We start from the raw sequence: 18,319 nt of genomic DNA, 5'->3' as shown, positions 1-18,319 counted from the left end.
TTTACGCTGCCTCCCGCTCCGCTCTCTCGGGCGTCACGTCGACAACGGAGTCCGGCAGAAAGCCAAGCAGATAATCTGCGACCTTGCTGGCTTGTGAGGCAGCTCGCACGATCGCGCGATTGTCCTCGCGCAGTACCTCGAGCCAGGAGCCGATATAGTCGGCGTGCCGCACCGTCGGTACGATACCGAGCGACGCGCAACTGAACGCAGCCGATATCTCCGCGATCAACTCTTCAAAAGCATACTTCTTGGTACCGTAACCGCCTGACAAGTCGCGGTTGAGACGTGACTGATGTCCGCTGGCATGCGCCAGCTCATGCAAGGCGGTTCGATGCCAGTTGATCGGCTCAAAATAGGCTTGCGGTGGAGGCACCTGCACATAGTCATCTGCCAGCGCATAGAATGCGCGGTTGCCGCCGATGCGGAAGTTGATGCCGGTCGCCTTGATGAGCTTTTCGACCCGCGGCTCGATCAGGCCTAGCGGCGGAGGCGGCGCCGTGGTCGTGACCTCCGAAGGCAGGTCGTCGCATTGATCAGTATTAAAGACCGTGAAGCGCTTGAGGAATGGGATGGCCTGCGCTTCGTCGCCCGTTTCGCTCGCGCGCCGCCTTTCATCGACCGGTACAAAGCGATCGGCATAAACGACGGTCGTCCCGCGCTCGCCCTTGCGGACGTGACCACCGAGCGATAGCGCCTGACGGAACGTAAGCCAGCTCTGACCTGTGAATGCGCGCTCGGTGGCAGCCCCCCAGAGAATCAGAACGTTGATGCCGCTGTACTGGCGGTCGGTCGCGGCGTTTTTCGGCATGGCCAAAGAGGCCTTCGCCGCGGTGCCCCAAGGCTGCACCCACGGTAGTGTCAATCGGCTTGCAAATTTGACCCCTCATCGGCGTCCAATTTTGACCCCTTTGCGCGACGAGCTTTGCTGGTAGCGCTCGTCTCGTCGGAGCTGGCCGGGATAGCGGAGGCGAGACGAGCGCGAGTGGCGTGATCGTCGTCTCTGCTCTTGAATCGCCAGCTATCGTTGCCGGTCTCGACAATGTCGCAGTGATGGGTCAATCGGTCGAGCAGCGCCGTGGTCATTTTGGCGTCGCCGAACACGCTTGGCCATTCGCCGAAGGCGAGATTGGTGGTCACGATGACGGAGGCGCGCTCATAGAGCCGGCTGACGAGGTGGAAGAGAAGCTGGCCACCGGACTGGGCGAAGGGCAAATAGCCGAGTTCATCCAGCACGATGAAGTCCATCCGGGTCAGATGCTCGGCGAGCCGTCCTTGCCGTCCGTTGCGGGTCTCGGTCTCGAGGCGATTGACGAGGTCGACTACGTTGAAGAAGCGGCCGCGGGCACCGGATCGGATGCAGCTTCTGGCGATGGCAATGGCCAGGTGGGTTTTGCCTGTGCCGGTACCGCCAACCAGCACGACGTTGCGTTGTTGGGCGATGAAGCCGCCGCCTGCGAGATCATTGACGAGAGTCTGATTGATCGGCGTGCCGTCGAACTGGAAGTCGGCGATGTCCTTGGCAAGCGGCAGCTTGGCAATGGTGAGCTGGTATTTGATCGACCTGGCTTGCTTCTCGTTGATCTCGGCGTTGAGCAGGTCGCCGACAATGCGCTGAGGTTCGTGCTGGCGCTTGACGGCAGTTGCCATGATCTCGTCGAAGGCAGCCTTCATGCCGTAGAGCTTGAGTTCACCCATGAGGTCGAAGATTAGGGCTCGTTCCATCAGATGGTCCTCCGGAGGTTGTCGTAGCGGGCACAATCGGCGATCGGTGCATGACGGAGCGTCAGTGCGGCCGGCGTCATGATGTTGGCCGGTGGGGCGGGTTCACGTTGACGGGCCAAGATATTGAGCACGACATCGGCGGAATGGACGCTGTGACTGAGCGCTTCGGCACAGGCCACTTCCACCGCGGGCAGACCGTCAGTCAGCACCGCGTTGAGGATGTCGACCATCTGCCGATTGCCATCGTCGGTGCTGGCAAGCTTGCGCCGGATCCGCTCGATCGCGGCCGGCAGCACCCAGTCTTTGAAGGGAGCACCGTTGCGCAAGGCGCCGGGTTTGCGGGCGAGCACCGGCACATAATGCCAGGGGTCGTAGACGGTATCGCCGCGGCCAAAGGATCGCGGGTGCTCGGCAACGATGCGTCCATCCTGACGGATCACGATGCGATCGGCATAGGCTTGAACCTCGACCGGTCGTCCGACTGCGCTGGCTGCGACCGAGTACTTGTTGTTGTCGAAGCGCACCAGGCAGGTCTTCGAGACCGATGCCGTCACCGCATGGAAGCCGTCGAAGCGGCCGGCATAGGGAACGAGTTTGGGGCGTTCGGCTTCGAACACTGCCCAGATTGTCTGATCGACCAGCTCCGGATGGCGATGAGCCTTGGCGTAGGCGATGCATTTGTCGAGCAGCCAGGCGTTTAACTCGTCGAGGTTTTTGAACCGCAGCCGCGGCGTGAAGAAGCGTTCCCGGACCAGCCCGACCTGGTTCTCGACCTGCCCCTTCTCCCAGCCCGACGCTGGCGTACAGGCGACCGGATCGACGAGATAGTGGCTGCACATCTGCAGGAAGCGGCGATTGTAGAGACGCCCTTTACCGACGAAGATCGTCTCTACGGCGGTCTTCATGTTGTCGTAGATGCCGCGGGTGCAGGTACCTTTGAACAGGGCGAACGCCCGGTCGTGGGCGTCGAACACCATCTCCTGCGTCTCCCGCGGATAGGCCCGCACGAACAGCATGCGGCTGTGACAGAGCCGGACATGGGCAGCCTTCACCATCACCGTGGTGCCGCTCAGCAAGACCACCTCGTGGCTCCAGTCGAACTGATAGGCTTCGCCTGGGGCAAAGCTCAGCGGGACATAAGCGGCCGCGGTCGATTGCCCGCGTTCTTTGCTCCACCGCCTGGCGTAACGCCGCACCGAATCGTAACCGCCGTCATAGCCGCGGCCGCGCAGCTCTTCGAAGATCCGGATCAACGTCAGTTGTTCACGAGCCGATTTAGCCGCGTTCGCCGCCAGCAATCCGTCAAGCTCTACTGCCCATCGTCCCAGCTTTGGCCGCGGCTGCACCTGCCGTTCGTACTCGAAGGAGGTCTCTCCCGACCTCAGCACCTTCCGAACCGTGTTCCGCGACACCTTCAGGTCACGGGCGATCTCCTTGATCGTCTTGCCCTTGATGAAGTGCTCGCGGCGGATCCGGGCAATCGTCTCCACGATCAGCATCCCCCACCACCTGCTTCGTTCCAAAGCAGGCAGCGCAACAGACCAATCTGTAGGGGGTCAATTTTGGACGCCGATCCCCCGGCTTAGGGGGTCAATATTGCAGGCCGAATGACACACTGATTTTCGGTAAGGTTGAACGTTCCCATGTTCACGTCGTTGAGGCCTGATCATCAGACGGCGATTGCAGGGTTAGAGCCCGTATTACGCATGTTTATGCGGATTTTCGGCGGCCCCTTGATCGTAAGCTCGTGGTCGCCGAACGATTTTTCGCAGGCGTCTGGGTTCTCGTCGCTTCTGCCTTGACCTGCTTGCCGCCGGAGATAGGCAGCTTGAATTGCGGTGCGCGCCGATCTTCATCCGAGCTGACAGTTCGGCCCTTCTTCGAGAGCTGGTCCACCGCGCGCCGCGAAAGGTTTAGTGCCAGCAGGCTTGCCAAGGCGTCGTCGTCTGATATGTCCGATGGCCAACCGTAGGCCGAGGCGACGGCGCTATCGAGAGCCCTGTGGGCTTCGGTCAACCAATGCGGACGTTGATTGTAAAGCTCGGTCAATGTCCTCTCGCGGAGCGATTTCTCTGCTGCCGCATCCGAAGCTACAACACGCATCGGATAGCCCGGCACCACCTCGGCTTCAGTTCGAACCAGGCCGGCCGGGTTTAGCCAGGCTTGGCGGAGTTCCTCAAGTCGTCGCGCAGCCTTTGATATGGCTGTTGCACGTGCTTCACGTCCGAGGCGCGCGGCAGGAAGGTTCGGCGTAAGCCCCCCAGGGAACGGAAATGTCTCAAAGGATGAGCTGATTGTGTATCGCGGATCATTGCCGACGCCGTGCCACGAACCAACGCCAAGCGACCACATGAGATGCCATTTCGAAAGCAAAATGCCGAGAGTTGTATCATCATCACGAGCGATAACTTGCAGCTTGTGATCAGGCACGACCTGGGTCGATAACCATGTGAAAACACGATGCCGCGAAACTTCGGGGGTTACGATGACGCGATCTTTCCCCTTAAGCGCGTTCCACATACCGGGGCGCGGCTCCACATGACGCCACCAACGTTCGCGATAAGCGTCGCGTCTGTTTTTGGACCTTTCGGGAAGGACATGCTCTTTGATATATTGAAATGGAGCTTCGTAGAGTGAGGCTTCGCGCTCCGACATCTCCCAACCGAAATCGATGATCCACATGTCGCGGGAGCGACGCGTCATGTCCATTCCGTTGCGCCATGGTCGCAACACATCCGAATTTGGCCTGCCGTTGGGATTAAGAGGTAGCTTGAGCCACTTGCGCGCAAGCTCTCCCGGTATGTCGAAAGCACCTCCCTTAGTATCTCCCATGAACGCCACGCCGACGTTGTCGGCGAGACGGCGCGCCTTGGTGAGATCGATCGTGCTGCTGAGGTCCGGGTTGATCGAGGCCACTGGTTCGCCGTCAAGCTTCAAGGCGTCGTCGCCCTTCCCGAAGCAAACAAGAGACACGCGGACAGCAGCGCCATCAACGACCCATGGTTCATCGCTCCATGCTTCGAACACGCGGCTCTCGGCCCCGATCTGCTCTAGAACCTTACGATTGGCTCCGCCGCGTATCGAATTTGTTGCGACCAAACCGACCCGCGAAGTTTGACCGGACATCAGAGCTTTGCGGGCTTTTTCAAACCAATAGCAAACGAGATCAGCCTCGCGCGAAACGCGCCCATCATAAACTTCAAACAGGCGCTGCACCGTATCATCGCCGAGCGCCTGTCGCATTAGCCGTATGCCGAGGAACGGCGGGTTGCCGACGATAAATTCAGCTTCAGGCCAATCCGCTTCCACATACTGCGCGTCTGACCGGTCTTTGGCGCCTGCCCTCTTACCGTGACTCAGGAGAGTCGAAATCGTCGCGACCAGAGCGTCTCGACCTTCAATGGCGTCAAGCTTTCGCAGGATCGGCTTAGGCTTGGCGTGGATCCCGTTTCTGAGACGCCACTGAATATCGCCGATCCAAATGGTTGTGCGGGCGAGCTCTGCGGCCAGTGGGTTGATTTCGATGCCGCGCACGATCTCCGGCCCTACAACCGGCAAGCGCGGCTCGAGCCCTAGTATCTCGCACTCAAGGTTGGCCTTGTTCTCGAGGTCTTTCACGCCTTGGAGGGCAAGGTAAAGAAAATTGCCAGAGCCGCAGGCCGGGTCCAGGATGCGGAGGTTTCGAAGGCGCTCGAGGTATCGCGACCGAGCCTCTTCGGCAGCCTCTTGCTTGGTCATACGTCTCTGAGGCTTTTTGCGCATGGGTGGAGTGCGCTCGCCGCGCAGGAACGCTGTGATCTCTTGCTTGGCAAGCTCCCACTCCGCGCGTAGCGGGCGAAGAATGACAGGATCAATGATCTTGGCGATCTTGTCTTGATCTGTGTAGTGAGCGCCGATCTGCGCTCTCTTATCAGGATCAAGAAAGCGTTCGAACAATGTGCCGAAAATGGTCGGATCAATCAGACTCCAATCCAAACTCCCCGCGGCTACGAGAAGTCCAATATCGCTGGCATCCAACGGTAGCGCGCGCCTGCCATCGAATAGACCGCCGTTGAACCATGCAATGTCATTGAGATCGAACTCACCGCCGCTCTCCATGGCCTCGAAGAGCTTGTTGAGATAGTTCTTCGCGCGCTCGGGATTTTGCGTAGATCGCTGTAGGAGCTTGGGAAATAGGCCATCGGGCAGAAGTTTTACGCTTTGGGCAAAAAAGCAAAACACGAGTTGATTGACGAAATGCGCGATCTCATCTGCTGTGCCTTTGCCTCGCAAACGTGAGGCGATGGTGGAGAATTTGTCGGCCGCTTCCGCTGTCACAGCAGCGCGCGTCTTTGTCGGCTTCAACTTCTCGGGCGCATGGAAGACGTTTCGGAGGATTTCGCGCTTGGCTGGCTCGGCCAGATCTTCGAGCTCGATTTCGTAGGTCGTTGGGACCGTGTTTGTCCAAGCTGTGTGAATGCGAAAGCGGTCGACGTCACACACGACCTGTAGCGGTGGGCTCTCAAGAGCGGGTGCATAGCGAATGAGTTGGAGAAGAGCCGCGTCTAGGTTTCCATTCTTGCGCTTGTATTCCCAGGCGAAGTGGTCTCTCTTCCACACGTCGGCAAAGCCGCGGCCTCCGCCAACTTTTGTAGCGCCTTTCTCGAAGGCGAAGCGCTCACCGGTAGGGTCGTCTTCGGTTGGCGTCGGATGTCCGAAGAGCGCACAAAGATCGAGGAAATGCTCGTGGGCGGCTTGTCGTTCGGTTAAAGACGCCTTCTTCCATTTCCTTATGAACGCAGCAGGCGTTATCGGCGCGGTAGCGCCGTCACTGATACTCATAACGCAACTCCCCAGCCGCCTGTGTTCAGGTCTGCCGCTTTCAACCATTCCTTTTGCCCGGCTAGCAGTCAACCGGAAGTTGGCCTACGAGAGGTGAGACCTTTCGAGGTCCTTAACAGTCGGGCTGTTTTTGCGTTTTTAAGCGGGCCAAGAGTTTATCTGCGATCGCGTATGCGATCGATTTATACGCGATTGCGTGTACTTAGAATTTATACGCGATCGCGGTTATTGATATTTTATACGCGATCGCGTATACTTGGTTTCGGAGGTGGGCTATGACCCAGCAAATCGCGCGAACAGAAAAGCAGCTCGGCGCCATCCTGCGCCGGGCCCGCAAGAAAGCTGGCCTGACGCAATCCGATCTCGGGAAGAACATCCACCTTCGGCAAGGAACTGTATCACGGCTGGAGGGGGGCGCACCGGCCATGCAGCTTCACACCGTGATGGAGGCCTTGGCTGCGCTTGATCTCGAGCTCGTTGTTCGCCCACGAAGCAAAGCAAACGCGGCCGATATTGAGGACATCTTCTGATGGGCCGCCCGCGAGCCAATGCGCCGCTGAATGTGTTCGTAAACGGCCGTCACGCGGGAGTGCTTAAGCGCGAGTCCAGCGGCGCGATCGATTTCCGTTACGATGCCGACTGGCTTGCCTGGGAATCCACGTTCCCGATTTCGCTTTCCTTGCCACTTCGGGAGGAGCGGTACATTGGCGCGCCGGTAATCAATGTCTTCGATAACCTTCTGCCCGACAGTGAACCGATACGCAGGCGCGTCGCCGAACGCGTGGGAGCCAACGGTACAGACGCCTACAGCATGCTTTCAGCTGTTGGCCACGATTGCGTCGGCGCACTTCAATTCCTGCCGCAAGGTGACGATCCAGGACCAGCAGGAAAGATCGAGGGGAAACCGATCAGCGACGAACAGATTACAGACATCATCCAAAATCTCGCCGCTGCGCCACTTGGCCTCGGAGAGGACGACGATTTTCGTATCTCACTTGCCGGCGCTCAGGAAAAGACGGCTCTCCTACGCCGAGACGGCAAATGGTACAAGCCGTCCGGCACAACGGCGACGACCCATATTCTGAAACCACAAATCGGACGCCTGCCCAATGGGGTCGACCTCTCAAACAGTGTCGAGAACGAATATTTCTGCCTCAAGCTGATTGCGGCTCTTGGCGTACCTGCCGCCAATGCGGAGATCGCAGACTTCGGTGGACGGCGGACACTTGTCGTTGAGCGATTTGACCGGCGCTGGACGCGCGACAAGCGTCTCCTAAGGTTGCCCCAGGAGGACTGCTGCCAAGCACTATCGATCCCGTCGACGCGAAAGTATCAGACTGATGGCGGTCCCGGCATCAAGGAAATTCTGGAGTTGCTCAAGGGCAGCGATGCTCCCGCTCAAGATACTTCGATCGTCATGCGCGCAAGTGTCGTGTTTTGGCTGATTGGTGCGACGGACGGCCATGCCAAGAACTTCAGCGTCTTCCTCAGCCCCGGGGGGCGTTTCCGTCTTACGCCCCTGTACGATGTGCTAAGCGCACAACCTAGTCTGGACGCAAAGCAAATTCAGCCCAAAGCATTCAAGCTCGCCATGTCGGTCGGCAAGAGCCGCCACTACACTGTGAACGAGATCCTCCCGCGGCATTTCATCCAGACAGCCGAAATGTCGGGCGTCGGCGTCCCTGTCGTGCGAGCAATCTTTGCTGAGTTGATCACGACTTTCGAGGCGAATTTTGAAAGAGTGACAAAAGCCTTGCCCAAAGGCTTCCCAAAAAACCTAACGGAATCGATACAAGCCGCAGCCCTGCACCGCATCAAGCTCATCAGCGAGACAAACTAGGCCGTCGGATCATGCCGGCGCAAATCACGCAGGGACGCACTTTGTCAGGTTCAGTGGTTTCGCAAACACTGCTCGAACCTGTGAACCCGTCATTGCGAACGACCGCGTTTTGAACAAGAACGGTTTCTGCGTCGCCGTGGTAGCTATTTGGTAGCTATCGGATCGATGGCTTCGAGCAAGACTAAAAGAAGCTATTGATTCTGTTGGTACAGTTGGGTGGGCTCGAACCACCGACCTCCTGTTCCACAGACAGGCGCTCTAACCAACTGAGCTACAACTGCATCCTGACGCACGGCCCCGCAAAAAGGGGGCGGCGATTTCGGCGGAAACTAGGTGCAACGCCCGCCTTTGGCAAGGCCGTAACGCGCTGATTTCCGCCCTTATCTCGGGCCAATCCACGGCCCCCGTCCAGCAAAAAGGCCCGGACCGCATCGGCCCGGGCCTTCCGCTATCTCATGCAGGCTGCGATCAGGCGGCCGGCTGCTGGTAGAACTTCGAGGCGCTGGCCTTGATCGGCTCGGCGGTCTCGCTGGCGACCTTCTGGCCGAGCTCGGCCAGTTCCTTGGCCTGTGCGGTGTAGGTCTCGAACTGCTTGCGGGCGTGCGAGGTCCACAGCTCGACCGCTTCGGTCGGCGACTTCACGCTGAACAGCTCCTGGGCGAAATCGAGCGAGGTGGTGGTGTTGGCCTTGAAGAACTCGATCAGCTTGGCCGAATACGCGGTGGCGCCCTTGTTCATCGAGGTGAAGACGGCCTCGACCGTCGAGTTGTGGGTTTCGGCAGCGTCCTTGAACTTGGCGTAGCTGTCGCGCGCCTGTAGCACGCCCTTTTCGGCGAACGCGCGCATCTGCTCGGGAACCTCGAACGGGATGATCGAGGCGGAAAACGGATCGGACGGGTTGGTCATACGTGTAATCCTTCGCAACGGGTGAGTAGATGTGACCATTGCGGACGTCCCGGAGACACAAAGGCCGGGAACGTTGAAATGGATCACGCTGCCTTGATTCACGGGAGTGCCCTTCGTCGGGCGCGCCTAATAAACACCCATATCATGTCAATTTTGTGCAACGCAACGTGAGATCGCGTGCAACGCCACATTTTTTGTGCGGTGGAATATAGGGTTACCGCGCCCGACCAGGCTTGGCCTGCCACAGTCCGTCAGCTCTTCATCAGCCTTGGCTCTTGGGCTTGACCGCATCCATCGCGGCGCGGCTGACCGCCTGGCCCATCTCGCTGGCCTGCTCGGCGAGCGAGCGCATCTGGCCCTGCACATATTCGCTGTGCAGCCGCATTACCTCGGTGAGGTCCTTGGCCTTGAGCAGCGACTGGGCATAATCCAGCGACGACTGCACGTTCTTCTCGGCGTAGGACAGCGCCTTGGCGGAAAGCTCCTTGGCGCCGGCGCGCATCGTGACGTTGCGCTCCTCGATCTTGCCGGCGGTGTCCCGCGCGTTGGTCACGAACTGCTCGAAAGCCTTGCGCGCCTGATCGAAGCTCGCCTCCGCCATCGACCGCATGTCCTTGGGAATTTCGAGCTTGGGGATCTCGAACTGGTCACGCCCGTTGTCGCTCATGGTCGCTCTCCCTCGCTTGGTGGTCGGCCCGCCGGTTGGCCGTGCGGGCCAGGGCAGAATACAAGGTAGAATAGACGGCAGAACATATCGTGGCATTGCGATCGCAGGTGTGACGCGCTGCCGCCCTGGGTCCGCAACACGCTGTCGCAGCCGCCTCTCTCTGCCCGACAACGCCAAACGGCTGTGGATCGTTCAGCCAAGTTAACGTTATCCCGGCTTAAGCCGGGGCACGCTGGCCGCGGACATGGACCTGCCGCCCCCCAGTTGCGATACTAACCTTCTGTTAAGGCTGTCGTCCTGCGGCCGCCGGCGCTCCGGCAAAGCTAAGGAAGAAGCCAAACCATGCGGTCAAATCTTGCGTGATGAGTGACGCGGAATTCCAGATCCAGGCGCTCGGCGATGTGAGGCTGGCGGACCATGCGTCGGGCGCCCTGCCGGCATGGCTGTGGTCGGCCGACGGCGCACGGATTCTGTGGGCCAATCCGGTCGGCGCGCAGGTATTCGGTGCCGCCAGTGGCGCCGAGCTGGCGAAGCGCGCCTTCGGCCCGGCCGATCCGCATCGCCGCCAGATCGCGCGGCTCGGCCCCAGCCTCGACGCAGGCGGCGCGGTGCGGCTGGAGCGGCTGCGCGGCTTTGGCGCGGCGCCCGGCATGCTCGCGACCTGCGGCTGCAGGCGGATCGACCTGCCCGACGGTAGCCACGGCATCCTGATGAGCGCGCTCGATGCCTCTGGCCGCAACATGCCGCTCGCCGAGCGTTTGCTGCGGCTGGTGCAGGGGCTGGCGCGTCCGGCGGCCGCCTTCAACGGCGACGGACTTTTGGTCGCAACAAACGAGGCGGCCCGTTCGCTGACCGGCCTGCACGATCTCACCGAAGCCGGCCTCGATGCCGCCCGCGACGAAGCGCTGGCGCAGGGCCGCGCGGCGGCCAGCGTTGCGATCGGCCGCGTCGTGCTGCAGCGGATCGGCCGTGGCGCCGATCGCGCGCTGATCGCGCTGATCAAGCCGGCGGCGCATCTCGCCGCCAAACCGGCGGCACCGATCGTGCCTGAGCCGGTTCAGGCGGAGATGGCTGCGCCGGAAGCACCGGGACGCGCAGCAGCGCCGCAAGAGGCCGCAGCAGTCGAGCCACCACCAGCGCCTGCCGCCGTCGAACAGCCAACCGCGCATGAAGAAGCCCCCGCGCCCACAGGCGAAGCGCCGGCCAGCTTCACGCTGTTCGATGCGCTGGATCCGCAGTTGGAAGAGCGCGTCGCAATCGAGCCGATCGTCAGCGTGACTGAATCCGAGCCTGCGCGCGCGGCTCCATCTCCCGCGTCGGAAGAGATGCACGTCGAGACCGCGCCCGTCGCGACAACGGCATTCGACACCACACCGGACGAAACTCCCGCCGTCGAGGAGCCGTTGTCGGAAGCGCTCATCGAAGTGCCCGCAGTGGCGCAGATCGAAGGGCCCGCGCACCCTGCTCCACCGCTCGCATCGGCAGAGCCGACGCATGCAGAGCAAGCACCGGTCGAGACCACGCCTCTCGACACCGCGCCTGACGAAACTGCCGCGGTCGAGGAACCGCTATCGGAAGCGCTGATCGAGGTGCCCGCTGCGGCACAGGTCGAAGCGCCCGCAGTTGAGCCTACGCCCGCTCTCGAAGAGACCGCACACGCGCTAACTCCAGAAGCATCGGCGCCACCGGCCGAGCCCGTCCCCTCGCCTTATGCGATCGCGGATGTGCCACCTCCGCCGCCTGCCGCCGAGCCGGCGCCCGCGACGCTGGCGCCGGTGCCGCCGCCATCCTGGCTCGACGAGCCGTTGCCGGTGCGGCGGCATCCGCTGCGCTTCATGTGGCAGATGGACCATGAGGCGCGCTTCTCGCTCGGCTCCGACGAATTCACCCGCCTGATCGGCCTGCACACCGCGGCAGGCTTCGGCCGTCTCTGGAGCGACATCGCCGAGAGCTTTGGCCTCGATCCCGAGGGCCGCGTCCTCAAGGCGGTCGCCAGCCGCGACACCTGGAGCGGCATCACGCTGCACTGGCCGGTCGACGGCGGCGGCCGGCTGCCGGTCGAACTGTCCGGCCTGCCGGTGTTCGATCGTTCCAGGAATTTCGCCGGCTACCGCGGCTTTGGTGTGTGTCGCGACCTCGACGGGCTTGCGCGACTCGCCGCATTGCGCCGCTATGAGTTCTTCAGCCGCTCGATCGCGCCGCGATCGCTGTCGGCCGATGCCGCGCCGGCGCCGCGCACCGCCGCGCCGCCCGGGGCAGCCGCGCCGCATGATGTTTCTCCGCCGCACGCGGAGCCGCCGCCCGACACGACCGCAGCACCACCTGAGGAATTGACCGAGCCGACAGCAGCAGAGACTTCACACCAAGCCGATCCGGATCACGCCGTGGAAACGCCCCAAGAAACGACCGGAGAAACGAACGGAGGAACGCACGACGTGCGTCACGACCCGCCGCAGAACGTGGTGCAGTTCCGCCTTGCCGGCGACACGCGGCCGCCGTCGCTGACGCCGGTCGAGAACAACGCCTTCAACGAGCTCGCCCGCCAATTGTCGGCGCGGCTCGAGAGCGAGGCCGGCCTCACCGCGACGACGAACGAGCGCGCCACCACGGAGGCGGTTGCCGAAGAGCCGCCCGCCAGCGAACCGCCGCAGGAGGCGGATACGCCGCGGCCGCAAGAGACGGTCGCGCAACCGGCGACGCCGGCCGACGCGGCAAAGGCCGGTTGGCTCGCCGCGACAGAACCTGCACCGCGCGGAGAGTCCCGGCGCGACCGCGCGCTGCTCGATCTCTTGCCGGTGGGCATCCTGATCTACCGGCTCGACCGCCTGCTCTATGCCAACCACCCCTTCCTCACCCGCATGGGCTATGACAGCCTGCACGCGCTGGAAGCCGCCGGCGGGCTCGATGCGCTCTATGTCGAGCCCGGCGTCTCGCAAGCGAGCAGCACCTCCGGCACCGGCACGCCGGTGACGATCTCCGCAAACCAGAACGCGGACGACGGCGCGCAGTCAGTGTCCGCGGAGGCACGGCTGCACACCATCACCTGGGACGACGATTCCGCGCTTGCGCTGATCTTCTCGCGCACGCTGGACGAAGATGCCGCGGTCGCGGCCGCCCTGTCCGATCCGGAGCCCGAGCCTGCGGCTGCCGCCGAGCCGGTGCTTGCGCCACTGCCGCCGCCGGCCGGCCACGCCGACGCCGAGGAGCTCGGCGCGATCCTCGATACCGCGGCCGAAGGCATCATCATGTTCGATGCCGAGGGCAACATCCATTCCTGCAACCGCAGCGCGGAGGCGCTGTTCGGCTATGACGGGGACGAGTTCGTCACGCATAATCTCGCCGACCTGTTCGCGCCGGAAAGCCAGCACGGCATCTTCGACTATCTCACGAGCGTGAAATCGGCCGGCGTCGCCAGCCTGCTCGACCACGGCCGCGAGACGCTCGGCCGCGTGCGCCAGGGCGGCATCATCCCGCTGTCGGTGACGATGGGCCGCACCCGCGCCGACGGGCCGAATTTCTTCGCCGTGTTCCGCGATCTCTCGCAGACCAAAAAGAGCGAGGGCGAACTGCGCGAGGCGCGGCGGCTCGCCGAACGCGCGGCGAACGGCAAATCCGACATGCTGGCGCGGATTAGCCACGAGCTGCGCACGCCGCTCAACGCCATCATCGGCTTCGCCGAGGTGATGATCGGCGAACGCTTCGGCGCGCTCGGCAACGAGCGCTATGTCGAATACATGAAGGACATCCGCGCCTCCGGCGAGCGGGTGATCGCCATCGTCAACGATCTGCTCGATCTGTCGCGGATCGAGACCGGCAAGCTCGACCTCGCCTTCACCAGCCAGAACCTCAACGAGATGGTGGAGAGCTGCGTCGCCGTGATGCAGCCGCAGGCCAATCGCGAGCGCATCATCATTCGCACCTCGCTCGCGCACACGCTGCCGCCGGTGGTCGCCGACGCCCGCGCGCTGCGCCAGATCACGCTGAACCTGATCGGCAACTCGATCCATCTCGCCAATGCCGGCGGCCAGGTGATCGTCTCGACCGCGCTGTCGGATTTCGGCGAGGTGACGCTGCGCGTGCGCGACACCGGCCAAAGCCTCAACGACAACGAGGTCGCCGCCGCGCTCGAACCGTTCCGGGCGCCTGCGCCATCCGATCAGGCCGGCTCCGGCGGCGTCAGTCTGTCGCTAACCAAAGCGCTGGTCGAAGCCAACCGCGCCAAATTCCAGATCCGCACCGGCGGCCGCACCGGCACGCTGATCGAAGTGACATTCGCCCACTCCGCAGCAAGGGTGTAAGCGGGCGCGGTGCGGGAATCTGTCGCGGCGGATCGGCGCGACGCGGCATAAATCTTGCTGCAATTCAGCTTGTTTGAATTCATTGCCGTGCGGTCCCGCCCGTTTTCCGGGCATTCGGGTTTTCACCAATGCGCTGTCTCGTCGTCGCCGACCTGCATTATTCATTGCCGCAGTTCGACTGGCTGCTGGCGGCCGCGCCGCAATTCGATCTGGTGATCTTCGCCGGCGATGCGCTCAACCTCGGCTCGGCGGTCGATTTCCGCGCCCAGATCGTCGTCGTCACGAAATACCTCTCGCGCCTCGCCGGCCTCACGCGCGTGATCTTCTGCTCGGGCAATCACGACCTCGACGAGCGCAACGCAGAGGGCGAGAAGGTCGCGCGATGGGTCGCCGCCGTCAGGGAATTCGGCGTGGCCTGCGACGGCGACAATCTGACCATCGGCGACACGCTGTTCACGGTGTGCCCGTGGTGGGACGGCCCGATGGTCAAGGCGCGGATCGACGACCAGCTGCGCGAGGCAGTCGCCATGCCGCACCGCCGCTGGGTCTGGGTGCATCACGCCCCGCCGGCGGATTCCCCGATCAGCTGGGGCGGCAAGCGCTTCTTCGGCGACGTCGAGCTGCTGCGCTGGATCGAACGCCGCCACCCGGCGATGGTGATCTCGGGCCATGTGCATCAATCGCCGTTCATCCCGAACGGCTCGTGGTTCGACCGGATCGGGACGACCTGGGTGTTCAATACCGGCCTGCAGCCCGGCCGGCCGCCGGTCTACATCGTGCTCGATCTCACCCAGGAGAAGGTTTTCTGGCTCGCCGCCGGCGACGCGCAGATCGTCGATCTCAACGCCCCCTTGCATCGGCCGGCAACGCCGCTCGGCGAGGCACCCGACTGGCTCACATCCTTGGATCGGATTGCCGATCCGAGCCTGGCGCGACCTGCATCGGCGGCAGGTTGATCATGCTCTGCAGCACCTCGCTGACCATCGCCAGATGGGTGCCGTGATCGGCATATTGATGCATCAGATCGGCAAGGTAGCTCGTGGCGACATGCAGCCGTTGCGCCAGGAGCTGCGCGATCAGCAGCGCCAGCGCAGGCTGCTCCCGCAGGAACGACGCCGCATCGTCGAACTCGTACAGGACGCAGTCGGACGCCGCGCGCACCTTTGCGCTGTGCGGCCTGTCGAGCAGAACACTCATCTCGCCGAACACCGCGCCGGGCTCGTCGATCACCGCGACCAGACTGTCGCCCTTCACGACTTCCACCTTGCCCTCGAGCAGCACGAACAGATGACCGGTCTGGCCGCCCTCCTCGATGAAATCCGTGCCGGCCGACAGGCTGCGCCTGCTCCCGCCGGTGCAGTGATCAAGGATCGCTCGCATGCTGTTTCGCCTCCGTCTGCAGTCAGACTAGGCGGAGATGCGGCCAAGGTGAACAGGATTGGCCGGGCGGTCTGCCCAAATTGTCGGCAGGCGTGCGTTAGGGACGCAGCGGCGAGCGGCGAAAAACCTTAATCAAGGATCGATCCTCGATGATGGAGACAATCGGAGGGCAAAGACGGCTGCAACGGCGCGGCAAATCGTGAGATCATCCGCACCTTGCCACAGCCGCGCCCTCCTTCGATCCGGATTTTGTTTTTTGTTGGCCGGATTGCCGATGCGATACAATGACGGCGGGTACGCAACGAGACGCCAAAATGCCTTTGATTGACGTCACCTGCGTCCGAACATTTGGACTATTGCGACAAGCGTTCGGACTGATGCGACACACAGATCGCGACGGCGGTGGATGCGGCATTCCTGGCGCCGCCTCACATCCCCCGCGCAAACCTGCGAAAACCCGGCGCGCCGGTCAGCGCCTCGAACGCCGCATCGCGCTTCTCTTCGGCGAAGGCAAAGCCGGCCATGGTGTAGCAGCGCTCGGCCGCGTCGTTGCCGATCACGAACGAGATCGATGCCCGCGAATAGCCGGCAGCCTTGCCGTCGGCGAGCGCGCGGCCGATCAGGGCCTGCACCAGGCCGCCGCCGCGATGCGACGCTTCGGCTGCGACGTGCTCGATCAGCCAGTCGCCCTCGCCGCCCTGGACCCAGCAATTGCGGGCATAGCCGCCGCGCGCGACGATGCCGTCGGCATCCGCACCGGTCTCGGCAGCGACCTCCTCGATCGCCGCGCGTGCGGCGACGACCGTTCCGGATGCCGGCATGGCGCACAGCGCGGCAGCCGGCACACCGTCGACCTCAGCGATGAGGAAGTGGGCGACATGGTACCATGAGCGCACTCGCGCCACGGCGAGCCGCGCCATGAACGCCAGGCATTCCGCCTCCGGCCGGTCGAGCGCGATGTCGAACCAGCCGCGTGGCTGCGGGCCGCGCTGCGCGGCCAGCACGATGCGGGCGATAAAGCCGGCGTCGTCGGATCGTGCGGGACGGATCGTGGATCGTCCCGCACGATCCATCTCAGGTGTTCTTCAGCGCGACGCGGAACTCCGCCTCGGTCTTGGCCTTGACCTCGTCGAGCGTGACGCCATCGGCGAGCTCGATCAGCGCCATGCCGTCCTTGCCGTGCTTGTCGATGGTGAACACCGCAAGGTCGGTCACGACCATGTCGACCACGCGCTCACCGGTCAGCGGCAGATTGCATTGCTTGAGCAGCTTCGCGCCGTCCTTGGCGGAATGCTCCATCACGACCACGACGCGCTTGACGCCGGCGACGAGGTCCATCGCGCCGCCCATGCCCTTCACCATCTTGCCGGGGATCATCCAGTTGGCGAGGTCGCCATTCTGCGCCACCTGCATGGCACCGAGGATCGACAGGTCGATATGACCGCCGCGCACCATGCCGAAGGAATCGGCCGACGAGAAATAGCTGGTCGACGGCAATTCGCTCACGGTCTGCTTGCCAGCATTGATGAGGTCGGCGTCGACCTCGTCCTCGTAAGGAAACGGGCCCATGCCGAGCATGCCGTTCTCGCTCTGCAGGCTGACGTCGATGCCTTCGGGGATGTAGTTCGAGACCAGCGTCGGGATGCCGATGCCGAGATTGACGTAATAGCCGTCGCGCAACTCCTTGGCGGCGCGGGCGGCCATCTGTTCGCGGGTCCAGGCCATGAGGCTCTCCTGAAGAGTTATGTCTTAGTTGCGCAGGATCTTGTCGAAAAACATCTTGCCGGAAAACCGGTGCCCGGTTTTCCGGATCATGCGTTAAGCGGCGGGCCGCGGGCGGGTGTTGCGGAACTCAATCCGCTTCTTAGCCGCCCCGACCTCGATGATGCGCTTGACGAAGATGCCGGGGGTGTGGATGTGGTCCGGGTCGATCTCGCCGGCCGGCACCAGATGCTCGACCTCGGCGACGGTGACCTTCGCTGCGGTAGCCATCATCGGGTTAAAGTTGCGCGCGGTCTTGCGGTAGACGAGGTTGCCGGCGGTGTCGCCCTTCCAGGCATGCACGATGGCGACGTCGGCGAACAGGCCGCGTTCCATGATGTACTTCTCGCCGTCGAATTCCTTCACTTCCTTGCCTTCGGCGATCAGCGTGCCGACGCCGGTCTTGGTGTAGAAGGCCGGGATCCCGGCGCCGCCGGCGCGGATGCGCTCGGCCAGCGTGCCCTGGGGGTTGAACTCGAGCTCGAGCTCGCCGGCGAGATATTGCTGGGCAAACAGCTTGTTCTCACCGACATAGGACGAGATCATCTTCTTGATCTGGCGCGTCTCCAGCAGCCGGCTGAGGCCAATGCCGTCGACGCCGGCATTGTTGGAGACGACCGTCAGGCCCTTGACGCCGGAATCGCGGATCGCATCCGACAGGGTCTCGGCGATGCCGCAGAGGCCGAAGCCGCCCGACATGATCATCATGCCGTCCTTGAGGAGACCATCGAGGGCCGATTTGGCGTCGGGATAAACCTTGTTCATGCAATGAATACCTGATGGAGGGCGCGGAACGGCTCTGTCCAGCGGATTATTAGGCGAAATCTTCGCAATGCGTCAATCACGGCCCCGTGCGGCGACGGGCGGCGGCCTGCGACGTCAACATGGCCTTGAAAGCGACAAGAAAACCCTTCAAGTTGCGTG

General features: G+C 62.8%; 13 protein-coding genes, 1 tRNA gene and 1 pseudogene. 4 read left to right on the top strand and 11 right to left on the bottom strand.

Annotation, left to right across the window (positions count from 1 at the left end; all coding sequences use genetic code 11):
• Position 1: 1 nt before the first annotated feature.
• The 4 genes and pseudogenes from HAP47_RS07025 to HAP47_RS07010 form a co-directional block, all read right to left on the bottom strand.
• Positions 2-856 (bottom strand): annotated as a pseudogene (locus HAP47_RS07025) (ArdC family protein); the annotation flags it as partial.
• A 2-nt stretch (positions 857-858) separates the two neighbouring features.
• A complete protein-coding gene (istB, locus tag HAP47_RS07020; RefSeq protein WP_173638875.1) occupies positions 859-1,722 on the bottom strand; it encodes an IS21-like element helper ATPase IstB in 864 nt (287 codons plus the stop codon).
• A complete protein-coding gene (istA, locus tag HAP47_RS07015) occupies positions 1,722-3,221 on the bottom strand; it encodes an IS21 family transposase (protein WP_173638876.1) in 1,500 nt (499 codons plus the stop codon). Before istA ends, istB begins: the two co-directional genes overlap by 1 nt.
• Positions 3,222-3,432: 211 nt before the next feature.
• Positions 3,433-6,543 carry a class I SAM-dependent DNA methyltransferase gene (locus HAP47_RS07010; protein WP_207833205.1) on the bottom strand — a complete coding sequence of 1,037 codons (3,111 nt, stop codon included), beginning with the start codon at positions 6,541-6,543 and terminating at the stop codon, positions 3,433-3,435.
• Between the two features lie 275 nt (positions 6,544-6,818).
• On the opposite strand from HAP47_RS07010, the gene HAP47_RS07005 reads away from it, so the two are divergent.
• Positions 6,819-7,073, top strand: a complete 255-nt coding sequence (locus HAP47_RS07005; RefSeq protein ID WP_173638877.1) for a helix-turn-helix domain-containing protein — start codon at positions 6,819-6,821, stop codon at positions 7,071-7,073.
• Positions 7,073-8,383 carry a type II toxin-antitoxin system HipA family toxin gene (locus HAP47_RS07000; protein WP_173638878.1) on the top strand — a complete coding sequence of 437 codons (1,311 nt, stop codon included), beginning with the start codon at positions 7,073-7,075 and terminating at the stop codon, positions 8,381-8,383. The genes HAP47_RS07005 and HAP47_RS07000 overlap by 1 nt, the downstream gene beginning before the upstream one ends.
• Before the next feature lie 204 nt (positions 8,384-8,587).
• On the opposite strand, the gene HAP47_RS06995 is transcribed toward HAP47_RS07000, so the two are convergent.
• The 3 genes from HAP47_RS06995 to HAP47_RS06985 all read right to left on the bottom strand — a co-directional run bounded on the left by HAP47_RS06995 (position 8,588) and on the right by HAP47_RS06985 (position 9,956).
• Positions 8,588-8,664 (bottom strand) — tRNA-His (locus tag HAP47_RS06995).
• Between the two features lie 187 nt (positions 8,665-8,851).
• On the bottom strand, positions 8,852-9,289 hold the full coding sequence (locus HAP47_RS06990) for a phasin (RefSeq protein WP_173638879.1): 438 nt from the start codon (positions 9,287-9,289) through the stop codon (positions 8,852-8,854).
• Positions 9,290-9,551: 262 nt separating this feature from the next.
• On the bottom strand, positions 9,552-9,956 hold the full coding sequence (locus HAP47_RS06985; RefSeq protein ID WP_173638880.1) for a phasin family protein: 405 nt from the start codon (positions 9,954-9,956) through the stop codon (positions 9,552-9,554).
• A 362-nt stretch (positions 9,957-10,318) separates the two neighbouring features.
• Between HAP47_RS06985 and HAP47_RS06980 the strand changes: the two genes are divergently transcribed.
• Together HAP47_RS06980 and HAP47_RS06975 are read left to right on the top strand one after the other, a co-directional pair.
• Positions 10,319-14,254 (top strand): sensor histidine kinase, encoded by a 3,936-nt coding sequence (locus HAP47_RS06980; RefSeq protein ID WP_173638881.1) that lies wholly within the window; start codon positions 10,319-10,321, stop codon positions 14,252-14,254.
• Positions 14,255-14,382: 128 nt separating this feature from the next.
• Positions 14,383-15,210 (top strand): metallophosphoesterase family protein, encoded by an 828-nt coding sequence (locus HAP47_RS06975; RefSeq protein ID WP_173638882.1) that lies wholly within the window; start codon positions 14,383-14,385, stop codon positions 15,208-15,210.
• Here HAP47_RS06975 and HAP47_RS06970 read toward each other — a convergent pair.
• From HAP47_RS06970 to HAP47_RS06955, 4 genes are all read right to left on the bottom strand, one after another.
• Positions 15,149-15,634 (bottom strand): cyclic nucleotide-binding domain-containing protein, encoded by a 486-nt coding sequence (locus HAP47_RS06970; RefSeq protein WP_173638883.1) that lies wholly within the window; start codon positions 15,632-15,634, stop codon positions 15,149-15,151. The genes HAP47_RS06975 and HAP47_RS06970 overlap by 62 nt on opposite strands.
• A 428-nt stretch (positions 15,635-16,062) precedes the next feature.
• Positions 16,063-16,707, bottom strand: coding sequence for a GNAT family N-acetyltransferase (locus tag HAP47_RS06965; RefSeq protein WP_173638884.1), 645 nt, complete (start codon positions 16,705-16,707; stop codon positions 16,063-16,065).
• Between the two features lies 1 nt (position 16,708).
• Positions 16,709-17,359, bottom strand: a complete 651-nt coding sequence (locus HAP47_RS06960) for a 3-oxoacid CoA-transferase subunit B (RefSeq protein WP_173638885.1) — start codon at positions 17,357-17,359, stop codon at positions 16,709-16,711.
• 93 nt (positions 17,360-17,452) lie between these two features.
• On the bottom strand, positions 17,453-18,160 hold the full coding sequence (locus HAP47_RS06955) for a CoA transferase subunit A (protein WP_173638886.1): 708 nt from the start codon (positions 18,158-18,160) through the stop codon (positions 17,453-17,455).
• Positions 18,161-18,319: the final 159 nt, after the last annotated feature.

This window comes from Bradyrhizobium sp. 41S5, assembly GCF_011516665.3.
GTDB classification, from domain to species: domain Bacteria; phylum Pseudomonadota; class Alphaproteobacteria; order Rhizobiales; family Xanthobacteraceae; genus Bradyrhizobium; species Bradyrhizobium quebecense.
Note: the sequence above shows the minus strand (reverse complement) of the source record. Positions and strands in the feature narration are given on the sequence as shown.

Excerpts from the sequence above, each read along its gene's own strand:
- istB (WP_173638875.1), bottom strand. The coding sequence starts at position 1,722 with ATGGAACGAGCCCTAATCTTCGACCTCATGGGTGAACTCAAGCTCTAC.
- istA (WP_173638876.1), bottom strand. The coding sequence starts at position 3,221 with ATGCTGATCGTGGAGACGATTGCCCGGATCCGCCGCGAGCACTTCATC.
- HAP47_RS07010 (WP_207833205.1), bottom strand. The coding sequence starts at position 6,543 with ATGAGTATCAGTGACGGCGCTACCGCGCCGATAACGCCTGCTGCGTTC.
- HAP47_RS07005 (WP_173638877.1), top strand. The coding sequence starts at position 6,819 with ATGACCCAGCAAATCGCGCGAACAGAAAAGCAGCTCGGCGCCATCCTG.
- HAP47_RS07000 (WP_173638878.1), top strand. The coding sequence starts at position 7,073 with ATGGGCCGCCCGCGAGCCAATGCGCCGCTGAATGTGTTCGTAAACGGC.
- HAP47_RS06990 (WP_173638879.1), bottom strand. The coding sequence starts at position 9,289 with ATGACCAACCCGTCCGATCCGTTTTCCGCCTCGATCATCCCGTTCGAG.
- HAP47_RS06985 (WP_173638880.1), bottom strand. The coding sequence starts at position 9,956 with ATGAGCGACAACGGGCGTGACCAGTTCGAGATCCCCAAGCTCGAAATT.
- HAP47_RS06980 (WP_173638881.1), top strand. The coding sequence starts at position 10,319 with ATGAGTGACGCGGAATTCCAGATCCAGGCGCTCGGCGATGTGAGGCTG.
- HAP47_RS06975 (WP_173638882.1), top strand. The coding sequence starts at position 14,383 with ATGCGCTGTCTCGTCGTCGCCGACCTGCATTATTCATTGCCGCAGTTC.
- HAP47_RS06970 (WP_173638883.1), bottom strand. The coding sequence starts at position 15,634 with ATGCGAGCGATCCTTGATCACTGCACCGGCGGGAGCAGGCGCAGCCTG.
- HAP47_RS06965 (WP_173638884.1), bottom strand. The coding sequence starts at position 16,707 with ATGGATCGTGCGGGACGATCCACGATCCGTCCCGCACGATCCGACGAC.
- HAP47_RS06960 (WP_173638885.1), bottom strand. The coding sequence starts at position 17,359 with ATGGCCTGGACCCGCGAACAGATGGCCGCCCGCGCCGCCAAGGAGTTG.
- HAP47_RS06955 (WP_173638886.1), bottom strand. The coding sequence starts at position 18,160 with ATGAACAAGGTTTATCCCGACGCCAAATCGGCCCTCGATGGTCTCCTC.